We start from the raw sequence: 15,155 nt of genomic DNA on the forward strand, positions 1-15,155 counted from the left end.
AAAAGAAATCTGAAGCAAAAAGCTTCACCGTCAGTCCGGCGACATTGGCGACGGGCCGGAAGTGCTATGGTTTTGACGCTGCATCGACAACAAATGAACAAGGAGACACGCATGACCCAAGCTACCGCGTCCAATGCGCCCATTGGCCGCTTCCCGATCCCCGATCTTCATGGGCTGCCGGAGGACATCCGCAGCCGCATCCTGGCCGTGCAGGAAAAGTCCGGATTCATCCCCAACGTATTCCTGGTGCTGGCGCATCGCCCGGATGAATTCCGCGCCTTCTTCGCCTATCACGATGCGCTGATGGACAAACCCGGCGGCCTCACCAAGGCCGAGCGCGAAATGATCGTGGTGGCCACCAGCAATGCCAACCAGTGCCAGTACTGTGTGGTGGCGCATGGTGCCATCCTGCGCATCCGCGCCAAGGATCCGCTGCTGGCTGACCAGGTCGCGATCAATTACCGCAAGGCCGACATCAGCGCGCGGCAGAAGGCCATGCTGGACTTCGCCATGAAGGTGTCGGCCAGCGCCTGGGCTGTGAATGAAGAAGATTTCGCCACGCTCAAGACGCATGGCTGGGCAGAGGAAGATGTCTGGGACATGGCCGCCATCGCGGCCTTCTTCGGGATGTCGAACCGACTGGCCAATGTGACCAGCATGCGGCCCAATGAGGAGTTCTACCTGCTGGGACGCCTGCCCTAGGGCCTGTTCACATTAAATCTGCGAGTGCGAGAGGTCGCCAAGCGTTGACTGCCTAGGCGCAGCGACGCGCCGTGGTGGTGCCACGGCAAGGAGCTGCAACAACGGCAGGCGACGCTTGGCGGCCTCTCCCGGAGGGTTGCCCCCAGAAGGCGCGCTGGCCGCGTTGCACGTCGGGGCTGGTGGCACCACCACCAGCCCCGACGCGCGCCTTGCCACCACGCCTTCTGGGGGCAACGCATCTCGCAGATTTAATGTGAACAGGCCCTAGCAGTGAGGCGGAAAAGCAACGGAGATCAGCGCTGGCCCGCGTGCCAGCGCGCCACCCGTTGCAGGCAGTCGTGCAGGCCGCCCTGCACCAGCTCGGCAGCATGCGCCAGCATGAGGTTGCGCGGCAGGCCGAAGTCCTCGATGAACATGCCGGCATGGCAGACACCCGGCTCGGCCTGGGGCACCTGTTGCAGCAAATCCTGCGCAGGCGTGTTGTAGCACCATACCTTCTTGCCGCGTCCGACGGCATAGCCGATCTCGAAGACCGTGCCCGAGTCCGGCTCATGGCCACGGAAATCGCACACATTGGCCACCACATAATCGGCCGAGTCGATCAGCGCCACGTTGATCTCGTAGATGCGGCGTGCGACCTCGGCCTTGCTGTCGCCGCTGACCTCGTCATCACCGGGACACAGGGCGACCAGCCCGAGTTCGGCGCACCACTGCTTGATCTGCTGTTTGTGCTGCGCATAGTCGCGCTGGAAGACATCGGGGCCGGCCAGGTAGATGCGGGGCTGCGGGGTCATGGTTCATCCTGTGGAATACGCGGGAACCGGCAGCATAACGCAAACCTTCATATCGCTAAGAACGCAGCTGCGCCACGATCTCCGCACGGTCGAAATCTGCAGCGAAATCATCCACCTGCACGCTCTGGTCGCCATAGTGGGCGAAGGCATCGAGCGCGTCCTTCTCCTGCTGCGAGATCAGTTGGCGTTCCAGCGCCAGCGCGCTCCAGGCCGGCACTTCCAGCAGGCTCTGCGGCATCGGCGGCAGCTTGCCTTCCTTGATGTCGGACTTGAGGCGATGTTCCAGTTGCTGCACCACCGGCGCGAGCACGAAGGCTTTCTCGCCGCAGGCCAGCGGATCGCCCTCGCGCGGCAGGTAAGCATCGGCCACCAGGCGGTTGCGGCTCTCCCCCGGGGTCTGCATGGCCTGGGCCAGGCGCGTGCCGAGCACATCGGAAGGCTTGCGGTAGGGCAGGCCCAGCGGGAAGATCAGCACCCGCAGCAGCACCGCGATGATCGGATTGGGGAAGTTGTGCAAGACATCGAGAATGGCTTCCTGGGCGCGATGCAAGGCATCCTGCACCGACCAGTCCACATAGGGCAGGTCCTCTTCCTGCCGACCCTCATCCTCGAAACGCTTCAGTACCGCCGAAACCAGATAGAGCTGCGAAACCACATCACCCAGCCGCGCCGAAATCCGCTCGCGGAATTTGAGCGTGCCGCCCAGCACACCCATGCTCACATCGGTGAGCAGCGCAAAGGCCGACGACAGATGCGCCACCGCACGGAAATAACCGCGCGTGGCGCGTGCGGCATGGCTGGATGAAGGCAGCAGCCAGCCCCGGCTGATGCCGCCCACGAAGCTGCGTGCCGCATTGGCAGCCACGAAGGAGAGATGCCCGAAAAGCAGGCGGTCGAACTCCTGCACGGCGCGCTCGCGGTCTTCATCGGCGGCGGTGGCCAGTTCCTGCAGGACGTAGGGATGGCAGCGGATCGCCCCCTGCCCGAAGATGATGAGGCAGCGGGTCAGGATGTTGGCCCCTTCCACCGTAATGGCGATGGGCACCTGCTGGTAAGCCCGCGCCAGGAAGTTGCCCGGTCCCATGCAGATGCCCTTGCCGCCGATCACGTCCATGCCGTCATTGACTACCATGCGCCCGCGCTCGGTGACGTGATACTTGGAGATGGCCGAGATGACCGAGGGCTTCTCGCCCGCATCCACTGCCAGCGCCGACAAGCGGCGCGTGGCATCCATCATGTAGAGATGCCCGCCCATGCGCGCCAGGGCTTCCTGCACGCCTTCGAACTTGCCGATCTCGATCTTGAACTGGCGCCGCATGGCGGTATAGGCACTGGTACCGCGCACGGCCAGCTTGGAAAAACCGACGCTGGACGACGGCAGCGAAATCGCCCGCCCGGCCGCCAGGCATTCCATGAGCATGCGCCAGCCGCGTCCGACCTGCTCGGCACCGCCGATCACCCACTCCATCGGAATGAAGACATCGCGCCCCTCGGTCGGACCGTTCTGGAAGACCGCATTGAGCGGCCAGTGACGGCGTCCGGTGATCACGCCCGGATGATCGGTCGGGATCAGGGCGCAGGTGATGCCGGGTTCGGCGTTGCTGCCCAGCAGCCCCTCCGGATCGCGTACGCGGAAGGCCAGGCCCAGCACGGTGGCAATCGGTGCCAGGGTGATGTAGCGCTTGCTCCAGGTGACGCGGAAACCCAGCGTCTCGCGGCCCTCATGCTCGCCCTTGCAGACGATGCCCACATCGGGAATGGCGGCCGCATCCGAACCCGCGTAGGGACTGGTCAGCGCGAAACACGGAATCTCCAGCCCCTGCGCCAGGCGCGGCAGGTAATGATTTTTCTGGGACTCGGTACCGTAATGCAGCAGCAATTCAGCCGGACCCAGCGAGTTGGGCACCATCACCGCGATGGCGGCGGCCGAACTGCGTGAGCCCAGCTTCATCACCACCTGCGAATGCATGTAGGCCGAGAACTGCTTGCCGCCATATTGGCGCGGAATGATCATGCCCAGGAAACCCTTGTCCTTGATGAACTGCCAGGCTTCGGGCGGCAGGTCCTGGGTCTTCACGCTGGTGTCCCAGTCGCTGACCATGGCGCACAGCTGCTCGACTTCGTTGTCGAGGAAAGCTTGTTCCTCCGGTGTCAGGCGCGGCGCGGGCAGCTCGAAGAGGCGCTTCCAGTCCGGCTTGCCGGAGAACAGTTCGGCGTCCCACCAGACGGTACCGGCCTCGATGGCATCGCGTTCGGTGGCGGACATGCGCGGGGCGATCTTGCGGAACAGATCCAGTGCCGGACGCGTCATCAAGGACTGCCGCACGGACTTGATGGCCACCAGCAGCGTGGGCGTGAAGAACAGGATGGCCAGCAGCACCAGCACCGGCAACTCGATATCAGCCAGGCGCGCACCCAGCCAGATCAGCACTGCTTCAGCTACCAGCCAGACCCACGCGCTGGCGCGCATCATCATGAGGGCCAGCGCGCCGGCGATGAGAAGAATGAGCCAGATGATCATGTCGCCTCCTGTACTGTTGTCATTGTGAGGATGAGGAATGCAGGCTGTCGGGAACAGTGTGGCATTGATTGCCGACAGCGCCAAGCCACTCTCCGCCTTATCACCCTCCTGCTGGCCCACCCTACACCGCCAGCTCATCCAGCGGAATCGGACAGTGCAACCTGGCCCGGTCAGACAACGCCCGACATGCCCCCGCCGATGGCATCCATTACAATCGCGCCATTGCAGACAGCAGCACCGGAGAACAGATCATGAAATGGGAAGGCAATCGCGAAAGCGACAACGTGGAAGACCGCCGTGGCGAGGATGGCGGCGGGGGCGGCGGCTTTGGCTTCGGCGGGCGCTCCATCGGGCTGGGCACGGTTGCAGTGGCCCTGGTGGCCTCCTATTTCCTGGGCATCAATCCGCTGACCATGCTCAACCTGCTCTCGGGCGGTGGCTCGCCAGCGCCGGTGCAGCAGCAGGCGCCCTCCCACAAGCCTTCGCCCAACGACCAGATGGCGCGCTTCGTCTCCACCGTCCTGGCCGACACCGAAGATACCTGGGGCCAGATCTTCGCCAGCAATGGCAAGCAGTACGTGCGGCCCAAGCTGGTGCTGTTTTCCGGCAGCACGCCGACGGCCTGCGGTACCGGCCAGACCGCTACCGGCCCCTTCTACTGCCCCGGCGACCAGAAGGTGTATATCGACCTGTCGTTTTATGAACTGATGAAGCAGCGCTTCAAGGTGTCCGGCAATTTTGCGCAGGCTTACGTGATCGCGCATGAAGTCGGGCACCACGTGCAGCACCTCATGGGCATCTCCGACAAGGTCGACGCCGCCCGCCGCAACGCCACCGAAAAGCAGGCCAACGCCATGTCGGTGCGGCTGGAGCTGCAGGCGGACTGCTTTGCCGGGGTCTGGGCCTATCACGCCAACCAGGCGCGCCACATCCTCGAAGAAGGCGACATCGAAGATGCCTTGAATGCCGCCTCGGCCATCGGCGACGATGCCCTGCAACGCCAGGCGCGCGGCGTGGTCGTACCGGATTCATTCACCCATGGCAGCTCGGCGCAACGCGTGACCTGGTTCAAGCGCGGCATTTCCGAAGGCAAGGTCAGCGCCTGCAACACCTTCGCCGCCAAGGAACTTTGATTCACTGACCACTGACATCACAACGAGGAGACCTCCCGCATGACCCTATCCTACTGGTGCATCCTGATTGCCGGCCTGATGCCGGTCTTCACCATCGCCGTGGCCAAGTACGGCCGGCGCGACTTCGACAATGCCGAACCGCGCGCCTGGCTGGACAAGCAGACCGGCGTGCGCCGCCGTGCCGATTATGCGCACCGCAACCATTTCGAGGCCTTCCCCTTCTTTGCCGCCGCCGTGCTGGTAGCGCAGCAAGTGGGCGCTCCGCAGGGACAGATCGATGGCGCCGCGCTGGTGTTCATCGTCGCCCGCATCCTCTATACGGTGCTCTACCTGACCGACAAGCCCTCGCCCCGTTCAGCGGTGTGGCTGGTCGGCTACCTGAGCGTGATTGCGCTGTTCGTCATCGCTGCGCGCGCCTGAGCGAGGAGCCGGCCATGCCCCATCCCGCCGCCAACCAACTGCCCGCCATGCGCACTGCCCTGGAAGCCCTGCGCTCAGGCCAGGGGGACATCGCCTCCCTGTGCCGTACCTGGCGCGCCCGGGAAGATGTCTTCACTGCCCTGCCGCCGCGCTATCGCCAGGTAGCCGAAGACCTGCTGGGCCGACTCGAGGCAGGCAGTCTCTTTACCGAAGAAAGCTGCTCCTTCAGCCAGAAGGACCTCACCGACAGCCTCTCCACCTGGCTGGACAAGGCGCAGCAGACGCTGGAGTCCGCCGCCTGAACACCGGGACGGCTGGACAAAAGTGCGCGCCGGGCGTACCGTACCGCTCCCCCGACCCGCCTGTTGCGGCCGGGGTTTCCGAAAGAAAGCACATGCAAAAGATCACCTTCCCGCTGCAAGGCCATCCCTATGTCGAGCTGAACCAACTGCTCAAACTCTGCGGCCTGTGCGACAGCGGCGGCGCCGGCAAGCAGCTGGTGGCCGATGGCCAGGTCAAGGTCGACGGCAAGCTGGAGACCCGCAAGACCTGCAAGATCACCGTCGGCCAGAAAGTGACGCTGGGCGACGTGCAGATCACGGTGCTGGCCGAATGAGTCCGCACGCCAGCGCCGAAGAGGTACTGGATTTCTGGTTCGGTACCGGATGGGACCAGTTGCCCGCGCACCAGGTCGCCGAACGCCAGAAAAAGCTGTGGTGGAGCAAGAACCCGGACATTGACGCCCAATGCCGCACCCGCTTCGAACCCATGGTGCAACAGGCGGCCGCCAACCAGCTCGACGACTGGACCGAGTCCCCGCGCAGCATGCTGGCGCTGATCCTGCTGCTGGACCAGATGCCGCGCAACATCTACCGCGATACCCCGCAAGCCTTCGCCTTCGATGAACTGGCGCGCCAGTGCAGCCACCTGGCGCTGGCCATGGGACTGGATGCGGCATTGCCGCCGCTGGCCCGGGTATTCGTCTACCTGCCGCTGGAACACGCCGAAGACCTGGACGACCAGGAGTACGTGGTGCAACTCATGCGCAGCCTGGCCAAGTCGGCCAGCGGCGAGGACAAGCCGGCCTTCGATGATTATGCCGACTATGCGCGGCGGCACCATGCCGTGATCGAACGCTTCGGGCGCTTCCCCCATCGCAACCGCATCCTGGGGCGGGAGAACACTCCGGAAGAAACCGAATTCCTCAAGCAGCCGGGTTCCTCCTTCTGAAGTTTTCGATAGTGGCAAACTGATTCGGCGTTTTGCTGGAGCGTCATTTTCTTTTTCCCTAGACTCGCGGGCTTTCCTTTCCAGGATTTGCCATGCGTGCTCGCTCCCGTGGTTTTTCGATGATGGAGGTGCTGGTGGCCATGCTGGTCATCGGCACCGGTGCCCTGGCCATTGCCATGCTGCAGCTGCATGCCCTGCGCAGCGGCCAGGACAGCAGCCTGCAAGCGCGCGCCACCCTGATGGCCCAGGAACTGGCGGAATTGCGCGCGGCCCTGCCACCGCCGTCCGGCGCCACCGATCCGACGCTCTTTTCCCTCACTCCCGGCCGCCCGCCACAGTCCCCGGTCGATTGCGAACAGGCCGCCTGCGGCCCGCATGATTTCACCCAGGCCGTACTGGCCGACTGGAGCGGCCGGCTGGTCCGCGATTTCCCCCAGGCACGCGCCACCGTCTGCCGGGATGCACAGCAAACACCACATCCGGACTGGAACTGCGATGGGCTGGCCATCAGCCCGGTCGTGCTCAAGCTGGCCTGGCGCCGCCCCGGTGCGGCCAGCGCGTCCGCAGTCGCCGCCGCACCGCTGCTGACCCTGGTCCTGGGCCATTGACCATGTGCCGCCGGTACTCGCTCTCCCGTCGCTTGCGCCTGCCTGGCCAAGGCGGGCTGACCCTGGTCGAACTGATGATCGCGCTGGCCGTGGGGCTGCTGGTGGTGCTGGTGGCCGGCACGCTGTTGCAGCAGGCACGCAGCGCCTACCAGGAAATGGACGACGCCGCCCGCGTCGAGGAAACCGGCCGGCTGGTGCTCGACCACCTGCAACTGGCGCTGCGCCAGGCCAGCCACCTGCCAGTGGAAATGCTCACCGGGCACCCTGCCCCGTTGCTCGTGCCCGGCTTGCGCGGGCTCGACGACAGCCGCCAGGCCGAATCGCTCGATCCCGCCCGCGGCGTCTTCGGCAGCAGCACCGGTGATGGCGTCAATCACAGTGACCTGCTGATGCTGGGCTTTTTCGGCGCACCACGGGGCAGCCGCGCCCAGGTCGGCAATTGCAGCGGCGCCGATGCCGCAACGGGACCACAGGAGGAAGCCGCGCGCAACTGGGTGATCTATTTCGTCGCCCCCGGTACTGGCGACGAGCCCGAACTGCGCTGCCGCTACCAGGGCAAGAACGGCAACTGGACCTCGGATGCCATCGCGCGCGGCGTGGAGGCCATGCAGCTGCGCTACGCCATCGACAGCGACGGCGATGGCCGTCCGGACCGCTGGCTGGACGCCTCGGCCATGCCGGCTGCGGCCTGGCGCGACGTGGTGCTGGTGCGCGTGGCGCTGCTGGTAAGGGGCTTGCAGCGACGTCCCGCCAGCCATGACGCCGCGCCGCGCAGCCATGACCTGTTCCTGCAGGGCCGGCGTAGCGAGGCCACCTGGCGTTTCACCGAACAGGAGCAGGAACAGCGCCGCCGGGCGGTGTTCCAGGGCACGGTGATGTTGCGCAATCTTGCAGCAGCAAGGGAGAGCCGATGAAGATCCTGCACTCCAGCCGCCATCAGCACGGCGCCACCCTCATGATCGCGCTCATGCTGCTGGCCCTGATCCTGCTGCTGGGCGCGGCCACGACTTCGCTGCTCCTGCTGGAAGAACGCGCGGCGCGCAACCATCGCGAACATGCCCAAGCCCGCCTGGCCGCCCAGGCCGCGCTGGAAGACGCCTGTGATGACATCGGCGAGCGGCGCCACATCGATGCCGGGCAGTTCAGCACGGCCCCCGGATGCCGCAGCGATGCCGCCGGTGCCGGCCTGTGCCTGGGCAAGCATGAGCGCAGCGGCTGGGAGCCCGCGCAGTTGCACGGGCCACAAGCCATCTCCGCAACCTACGGCCAGTTTACGGGACGCCGCTTCCGTGCCGCGCCCGGCATGGCCGCGCCCCGCTATCTGATCGAACGCCTTCCGCCCGCCGCCGGGAAAGAATCCGCCAAGCCCTCACCCGACAAACCCTCTTCCGCCCTCTATCGCATCAGCGCCGTCGGCTACGGCCGGCATGGTGCCGTCGCCGCGCTGCAGGCGCTGGTGCAATGGCCGGCCTCACGCTCCGGCGCCATGGCGAGCTGTCCGCTGCTGGCCTGGCGTCCTCTTTATCTACCCAACCCGGAATGAACATGAACTCACTCTCCCTTCGCTCCCCGTCAAGCGGCTTCACGCTGCTGGAAATCCTGGTCAGCCTGGCCATCGTGATCCTGCTGGCCGGTCTCGGCTGGAACGGCTATCGCCATGTCGTGCAAAAGGCCCGTCGCGCCGAAGGACGCGCGGCCGTGCTGCAGGTGCTGCTGCAGCAGGAGCGGCAGCACGCCTACCAGCATCGCTACAAGTCCTTCCAGCCGGGCAGTACGGGGCATGGTTTCAAGTGGTATTCCGGGGCGACCCCGCAAGCCAGTGCCTATGCCCTGTCCGCCCGGGCCTGCGAGGACGAGGACCTCTCCAGCTGCGTACTGGTCATGGCCACGCCCGGCGGGAGCGGCGTCAACACCGCCTACGAGGATGACCGATGCGGCGTGCTGCAGGCCGACAGCCGTGGCAACCGCCGCGCCGGCGGCCCTGACTGCTGGTGACCCCATGCAGAGCAAAGGATTTACGCTGATCGAGCTGATGGTGGTCTTGCTCATTGCCGCCCTGGTGCTGGGCGCAGGCATCCCCGCCCTGCAGAACCTCTCCAGTGAACACCAGTTGGCCGCGGCCGGCAGTGACTTCTTCCACAGCGTGCAACTGACACGCTCCGAAGCCCTGCGCGCCGGCCGCCGGGCCGAGATGCGCCCCAGCGATGGGCGCGACTGGCAAAGCGGGTGGGAGATCCGCGTCGGCCAGCAGGTCGTTTCCCGCCATCCCTCGCTGGAGATGGGCATCGCGGTGGCCTATACCAACGGTGCCGACATCGTCGCCTATCAGCCCGACGGGCAACCGGTCACGCGCGGCACCTGGTATTTCAGCAGCGGCACCAATGCGCGGGCGGTGGTGATCAATTTCCTGGGGCGGGTAAGGATCTGCAACCCGATCATCGATGACCAGTGCAGCCGGGCCGTCATCGAGTGAAGTACCAGGGGCAGCCATACGGGCGTTCGTGCAAAGCCGTGTATATTGACGGGCATCCGGCCCCGCCCCTGGCGGGCCTCGCTGCCTTTACCGTCTTTGTACACCATGACTTCCACCGCAGATCCGCTCTACCAGTTCGATATCGAGAATGACCAGCAAGCCATGGCGCTGGCCTTGCTGCAGGCCGGTTTCGGCATGCTCGACACCACACCCAACCCGCGCGTGGGCTGCGTCATCGTCAAGGAGCGGCGCATCATCGGCGCCGGTTTCACCCAGCCACCCGGAGGCAACCATGCCGAGATCCAGGCCATGGCCGACGCGGCTGCGCGCGGACACGACGTACGTGGCGCCACCGTCTACGTCACGCTGGAACCCTGCAGCCATTTCGGCCGCACCCCGCCCTGTGCCGATGCGCTCATCCGCGCTGGCGTGGCGCGGGTGGTGGCGGCCATCGCCGACCCCAACCCGCTGGTGGCCGGGCAGGGTCTGTCCCGGCTGCAGGCGGCCGGCATCGAGGTCGCCTGCGGACTGCTGGAAGAAGAGGCGCGCGAGATCAACATCGGCTTCCTGCATCGCATGCGCACCGGCCGCCCCTGGGTGCGCATGAAAAGCGCCGCCAGCCTCGACGGCAAGACCGCCCTGCACAATGGCGTGAGCCAGTGGATCACCAGCCAGGCCGCGCGCGATGACGGCCACATCTGGCGCGCGCGCGCCTGCGCCATCATGGCCGGTATCGGCACCATCCAGAAGGATGACGCCCAGCTCACCGTGCGCGCCATCGAGACCCCGCGCCAGCCGCGCCGCATCGTGGTCGACAGCAAGCTGATCGTCTCGCCCGAGGCGCGCGTGATCCAGGGTGGCAATACCTGGGTCTTCACCGCCACCGACGACCGCGAAAAACGCGCCGCGCTGGAAGCCGAGGGGGCCGAAGTGATCCTGCTGGACAACGCCGAGGGCAAGGTCGACCTGCCGGGCCTGGTGCGCGAACTGGGCCAGCGCCAGATCAATGAATTGCACGTCGAAGCCGGCGCCAAGCTCAATGGCGCGCTGATCCGTGCAGGCTGCGTGGATGAACTGCTGGTCTACCTGGCCCCGGCGCTGATCGGCGATGGCCGCAACATGTTCGAGTTGCCGCCGCTGGAAGACCTGTCGGGCAAGATCGGCATCCACTTCCACGAGGTCAAGCAGGTCGGGCCGGATTTGCGTATCCTTGCCCGCTTCGACTAAGCGTTTTTTGGTTTTTTCTTTCAGATTTTCGTATCAGGACTGAATCATGTTTACAGGAATCGTTGCCGCCGTCGGCACCATCACCTCCGTCACCCCCCTGGCAGCCGGCCCTGACGCCGGCGTGCGCCTGAGTATCGATGCGGGCAGCCTGCCCATGGCCGATGTCGGCCTGGGCGATTCGATCGCCCTCAATGGCGCCTGCATGACCGTGGTCGAGAAGAGCGAGCGCGGCTTCACCGTCGATGTCTCCCGTGAAAGCCTGCGCCTGACGGCCGGCCTGGACGCCCCCGGCGAAGTCAACCTGGAAAAAGCCCTCACCCTGGCCGAGCGCCTGGGCGGCCACCTGGTCTCTGGCCACGTCGATGGCCTGGGACAGGTGCATTCCTTCGAGCCCGTGGGTGAATCGCGCGAGCTGATCGTCGATGCCCCCAAGGCCCTGGGCAAGTACCTGGCCTACAAGGGGTCGATCGTGGTCAATGGCGTGTCGCTGACGGTCAACCGCGTGGAAGACCTGGCCGACGCCTGCCGCTTCTCCATCAACCTGATCCCCCATACCGTGGAAGTGACCACGCTCAAGCACCTGAAGGCGGGCAGCAAGGTCAACCTGGAGATCGACCTCATTGCGCGCTATGTGGAGCGCATGCTGTCTTCGGCCCAGGCCTCTCCCGCCACTACCTCGGCCTGAGGCCCGCTCAGGCCGGCTTGCCGGTACGCCGGGCCACCAGCTCGGCAATATGGCGCCGGATCTTCTCGCCGGCGGCCGGACCTTCAGCGATGATGTGCGTGGCCGCCGTGATGGGCTTGCCGGTCTCGGCATCGACCATCAGCGGGATGGCCTGCTTGCCGGTCTCGATATCGGTCAGGATCACGCTCTGCCCTTCCGGCGCGAAATGGCTGTTGCCCCACTGCAGCAGGGCCAGCAGCACCGGCCGGAAATCCCGACCGCGCGCAGTGAGGTGGTATTCGTAACGGGGCGGCCGCTCAGAATACTGCACCTTCTCCAGCAAGCCCTCTTCCACCAGCCCCGCCAGGCGGCGCGTGAGGATGTTGGGGGCGATCTCCAGGTGCTTCTGGAATTCATCAAAGCGCGTGAGTCCGTAGAAAGCGTCACGCAAGATCAGAATGCTCCACCACTCGCCCACGCGATCCAGCGAGCGGGCAATCGGGCACTGCATGTCATCAAATCGCTTGCGTTGCATGTCTTGCTCTCCATTCCATGGCTCTACCATCAGCGGCTGCCTGGCCGTCTGGCCCGCCCTGCAGCGCGACCCGCATTGTGCCATGCCCCGGCGCCTGCGCGCGGCTCAATGCGCATCCGCCGAGGCTGCCTTGGGCGGCGCCACCTTGCGCATGAGCGGCACCATCAGCGTAGCGATCACGAAGCAGCAGCCCACGGCGAGGAAGGCATCCGCAAAAGTCATCGTCAAGGCCTCGCGATAGGTGAGCTGCCACAGCTGGCGCAAAGCTGCTGCCTGGCCTGCCAACGCGTCGCCAAGCTGCGCCGCGAAATCGCCGCCCAGAGTCCCCTGCCATTGCAGCATGGCTTCATTGACGCCGTTGAGATGCTCGGCCAGCCGCATGAAGTGCAGGTTGGTCCGGTCATTGAGGATGGTGGCGCACAGGGCGATACCGATGGCGCCCCCCAGGTTGCGCATCAGGTTGAACAGCCCCGAGGCGAACTTCAGCCGCGCCGGCGCCAGGCTGCCCAGGGTCAGCGTCACCGTCGGCGGCACCGCCAGCTGCTGGGCAACGCCGCGCAGGGCCTGCGGCAGCAGCAGCTGGGCCCAGCCCCAGTCATGCGTGATGGGAACGAACTGCCACATCGACAGCGCAAACAGCGCCAGGCCGATCATCATGATCCAGCGCAGCTCGAGAATGCGTGTCAGCCAGGCATAGAGCGGGATGGACATGATCTGGAACAGCCCGGTGGAAAACACCGCCAGCCCGATCTGCAGTGCACTGAAGCCGCGCACCCGGCCCAGGAAAAGGGGCGTGAGGTAGATGGTGGCGAAGATGCCGATGCCGGTGACGAAGGAAAAGAAGCATCCCAGCGCGAAATTGCGTTCCTTCAGCGCCCGCAGGTCCACCACCGGCTCGGCCGCAGCGAGGCTGCGCCAGACGAAGAGCACGCCCGAGACTGCCGCCACCCAGGCGGTGGTCGCGATTACCGGATCGCTCATCCAGTCCCAGCGCGGACCTTCTTCCAGCGTGTATTCCAGGCAACCGAGGAAGAGCGACATGAGCAGGATGCCCGGATAGTCCGCCCGCCGGAACAGCGACCAGTCCGGCAGGTCGATGCGCACCAGGCGCGGCACGGTGAGCGTGATGAAGATGCCCGGCAGCAGGTTGATGAAGAACAGCCAGTGCCAGCTGTAGTGGTCGGTGATCCAGCCGCCCACGGTGGGGCCCAGCGTCGGTGCCAGCGAGGCGATGGCACCGATGGTGGAGGCGGCAATCACGCGCTGCTTGTTGTCGAAGAAAGCAAAGGCCGTGGTGAACACGGTAGGAATTATCGAGCCACCCAGGAAACCCTGCAGGGCCCGGAACACGATCATGCTCTGGATATTCCACGCCAGGCCGCACAACAGGCTGGTGAGGGTGAACCCGGCCGCCGAGAAAGCAAACAGCCAGCGCGTGGACATGGTGCGCGTCAACCATCCCGAGAGCGGGATGACGATGATCTCGGCGATCAGGTAACTGGTCTGCACCCAGGTCGTCTCATCATTGCCGGCCGAGAGCCCGCCGCCGATATCGCGCAGCGAGGCCGACACGATCTGGATATCCAGCAAGGCCACGAACATGCCGATGCACATCACGCCAAAGGCGAATACCTTGGAAGAGGTGCTCATCTGCGACGGCTGGATCAACTGCCCCGCCGCTGCACTGGCGGCGTTCATGAGCCCTGGCCCCGGCGGTCCACCCTGGCCACCACCGACAACCCCGGCCGCAAGGCGTCGAGCACGCCATCGGCGCTATCGAGCAGGATGCGTACCGGCACCCGCTGGACGATCTTGGTGAAGTTGCCGGTGGCGTTCTCCGGGGGCAGGACGCTGAACTGGGCACCAGTCGCCGGCGCCACGCTGGCCACATGGCCATGGAAGACCCGGCCGGGAACCGCATCGGCCTCGACCGTGGCGGCATTGCCGGGACGGATCCCGGCCAGCTGGCTTTCCTTGAAATTGGCATCGATCCACAGCCCGCGTGCCGGCACGATCACCATCAGCTGGCTGGCCGTGGCGGCATAGGCCCCGGGGCGGGCGCGTCGATTGCCGACCACGCCATCGATGGGCGCGCGCAATTCGGTATAGCGCAGGTTCAGCTGCGCCGCTTCGCGCTCGGCCCGGGCCTGGGCCAGCCCGGCCTCGGCCTGCTGGCGCCGGGTCTGGATCACCTCCAGCTCGCGGGTTGCCACGGCCAGGCCGGCCTGCGCCTTCTGGCTGTTGGCGGCGGCCTGGCGGTAATCGGCCGCGGCCTTCTGGGCGCTCTGTACCGACACCGCAGCACGGTCGACCAGGCGCTCGAAGCGGCGGTCATCGTCCTGCGCCCGCACCAGCTCGGCCTGGCTGGCGTCGACGCCGGCACGGGCCTGGGCGATCAGGGCGGTCTGCACGGCGCGGGTGGCGTCCAGGTTGGCGATCTCGGCCTGCCGTGCCGCCACCCCGCCTTCGGCACGCGCCAGGGCGGCGCGGTAGTCGCTGTCATCGAGCTTGGCCAACAACTCGCCGGCATGCACGAACTGGTTGTCGGTCACCTGTACGGCCGCGATGTAGCCCGGCACCTTGGCACTGATGACGGTGATGTCGCCGCCCACATAGGCGTCATCGGTGTCTTCCATGAAGCGCCCGTGCTGCCACCAATGCCATCCATAGAAGCCCAGCGCGATGGCCGCCGCCGCCCCCAATGCCAACCCCGCATGCAGGCGCCCCGCCATGGGCTTGCGGACCGCCTTGGGCGCGGGATCGGGTGAGGTGGGGGTCGCCATGGCAGAACTCCTTGCAAAGATCGATGGATAAGAAAAGCAACGGCGGCGCGGCCCATCAATGCGCC

Annotated in this window: 18 protein-coding genes; 13 read left to right on the forward strand and 5 right to left on the reverse strand. The window is 65.8% G+C overall.

Annotated features, from left to right (window positions below):
* Positions 1-111 precede the first annotated feature (111 nt).
* The gene (locus CEJ45_RS17475; RefSeq protein WP_088756312.1) at positions 112-702 is read left to right on the forward strand and encodes a peroxidase-related enzyme; all 591 of its coding nucleotides are present in this window, start codon (positions 112-114) and stop codon (positions 700-702) included.
* A gap of 293 nt (positions 703-995) precedes the next feature.
* Here CEJ45_RS17475 and CEJ45_RS17480 read toward each other — a convergent pair whose 3' ends face one another.
* On the reverse strand, positions 996-1,496 hold the full coding sequence (locus CEJ45_RS17480) for a nucleoside 2-deoxyribosyltransferase (RefSeq protein WP_088756313.1): 501 nt from the start codon (positions 1,494-1,496) through the stop codon (positions 996-998).
* Between the two features lie 55 nt (positions 1,497-1,551).
* Positions 1,552-4,017, reverse strand: a complete 2,466-nt coding sequence (locus CEJ45_RS17485) for an acyl-CoA dehydrogenase (RefSeq protein WP_088756314.1) — start codon at positions 4,015-4,017, stop codon at positions 1,552-1,554.
* A gap of 251 nt (positions 4,018-4,268) precedes the next feature.
* Between CEJ45_RS17485 and ypfJ the strand changes: the two genes are divergently transcribed.
* The 12 genes from ypfJ (at position 4,269) to CEJ45_RS17545 (ending at position 11,793) form a co-directional block, all read left to right on the forward strand.
* Positions 4,269-5,150 carry a KPN_02809 family neutral zinc metallopeptidase gene (ypfJ, locus tag CEJ45_RS17490; protein ID WP_088756315.1) on the forward strand — a complete coding sequence of 294 codons (882 nt, stop codon included), beginning with the start codon at positions 4,269-4,271 and terminating at the stop codon, positions 5,148-5,150.
* 39 nt (positions 5,151-5,189) lie between these two features.
* Positions 5,190-5,570: an MAPEG family protein gene (locus tag CEJ45_RS17495; RefSeq protein ID WP_088756316.1), complete on the forward strand. Its 381-nt coding sequence runs from the start codon at positions 5,190-5,192 to the stop codon at positions 5,568-5,570.
* 14 nt (positions 5,571-5,584) lie between these two features.
* Complete coding sequence (locus CEJ45_RS17500) at positions 5,585-5,872, forward strand: hypothetical protein (RefSeq protein WP_088756317.1); 288 nt, start codon at positions 5,585-5,587, stop codon at positions 5,870-5,872.
* 92 nt (positions 5,873-5,964) lie between these two features.
* Complete coding sequence (locus tag CEJ45_RS17505; RefSeq protein WP_034335781.1) at positions 5,965-6,186, forward strand: RNA-binding S4 domain-containing protein; 222 nt, start codon at positions 5,965-5,967, stop codon at positions 6,184-6,186.
* A complete protein-coding gene (locus CEJ45_RS17510; RefSeq protein WP_088756318.1) occupies positions 6,183-6,800 on the forward strand; it encodes a DUF924 family protein in 618 nt (205 codons plus the stop codon). The genes CEJ45_RS17505 and CEJ45_RS17510 overlap by 4 nt, the downstream gene beginning before the upstream one ends.
* A gap of 92 nt (positions 6,801-6,892) precedes the next feature.
* Positions 6,893-7,408 (forward strand): type IV pilus modification protein PilV, encoded by a 516-nt coding sequence (gene pilV, locus CEJ45_RS17515; protein ID WP_088756319.1) that lies wholly within the window; start codon positions 6,893-6,895, stop codon positions 7,406-7,408.
* A gap of 2 nt (positions 7,409-7,410) precedes the next feature.
* A complete protein-coding gene (locus CEJ45_RS17520) occupies positions 7,411-8,322 on the forward strand; it encodes a PilW family protein (protein WP_088756320.1) in 912 nt (303 codons plus the stop codon).
* The gene (locus tag CEJ45_RS17525) at positions 8,319-8,951 is read left to right on the forward strand and encodes a PilX N-terminal domain-containing pilus assembly protein (RefSeq protein WP_088756321.1); all 633 of its coding nucleotides are present in this window, start codon (positions 8,319-8,321) and stop codon (positions 8,949-8,951) included. The genes CEJ45_RS17520 and CEJ45_RS17525 overlap by 4 nt, the downstream gene beginning before the upstream one ends.
* A 2-nt stretch (positions 8,952-8,953) precedes the next feature.
* Positions 8,954-9,403, forward strand: a complete 450-nt coding sequence (locus tag CEJ45_RS17530) for a type IV pilin protein (RefSeq protein ID WP_088756322.1) — start codon at positions 8,954-8,956, stop codon at positions 9,401-9,403.
* Positions 9,404-9,407: 4 nt separating this feature from the next.
* On the forward strand, positions 9,408-9,881 hold the full coding sequence (locus tag CEJ45_RS17535; protein WP_088756323.1) for a GspH/FimT family pseudopilin: 474 nt from the start codon (positions 9,408-9,410) through the stop codon (positions 9,879-9,881).
* 105 nt (positions 9,882-9,986) lie between these two features.
* Positions 9,987-11,108 carry a bifunctional diaminohydroxyphosphoribosylaminopyrimidine deaminase/5-amino-6-(5-phosphoribosylamino)uracil reductase RibD gene (gene ribD, locus CEJ45_RS17540; protein WP_088756324.1) on the forward strand — a complete coding sequence of 374 codons (1,122 nt, stop codon included), beginning with the start codon at positions 9,987-9,989 and terminating at the stop codon, positions 11,106-11,108.
* A gap of 46 nt (positions 11,109-11,154) precedes the next feature.
* Positions 11,155-11,793 (forward strand): riboflavin synthase, encoded by a 639-nt coding sequence (locus tag CEJ45_RS17545; RefSeq protein ID WP_088756325.1) that lies wholly within the window; start codon positions 11,155-11,157, stop codon positions 11,791-11,793.
* Between the two features lie 7 nt (positions 11,794-11,800).
* On the opposite strand, the gene CEJ45_RS17550 is transcribed toward CEJ45_RS17545, so the two are convergent.
* The 3 genes from CEJ45_RS17550 to CEJ45_RS17560 all read right to left on the reverse strand — a co-directional run bounded on the left by CEJ45_RS17550 (position 11,801) and on the right by CEJ45_RS17560 (position 15,090).
* Positions 11,801-12,307, reverse strand: a complete 507-nt coding sequence (locus tag CEJ45_RS17550; RefSeq protein WP_088756326.1) for a winged helix-turn-helix transcriptional regulator — start codon at positions 12,305-12,307, stop codon at positions 11,801-11,803.
* A gap of 105 nt (positions 12,308-12,412) precedes the next feature.
* Positions 12,413-14,005, reverse strand: a complete 1,593-nt coding sequence (locus CEJ45_RS17555) for a DHA2 family efflux MFS transporter permease subunit (RefSeq protein ID WP_088756327.1) — start codon at positions 14,003-14,005, stop codon at positions 12,413-12,415.
* Entirely contained in the window at positions 14,002-15,090 is a 1,089-nt protein-coding gene (locus tag CEJ45_RS17560) for an HlyD family secretion protein (protein WP_088756328.1), read from the reverse strand. Before CEJ45_RS17560 ends, CEJ45_RS17555 begins: the two co-directional genes overlap by 4 nt.
* Positions 15,091-15,155 lie beyond the last annotated feature (65 nt).

It is taken from the genome of Herbaspirillum aquaticum (assembly GCF_002213425.1).
In the GTDB taxonomy this organism is placed as follows: domain Bacteria; phylum Pseudomonadota; class Gammaproteobacteria; order Burkholderiales; family Burkholderiaceae_D; genus Herbaspirillum; species Herbaspirillum aquaticum.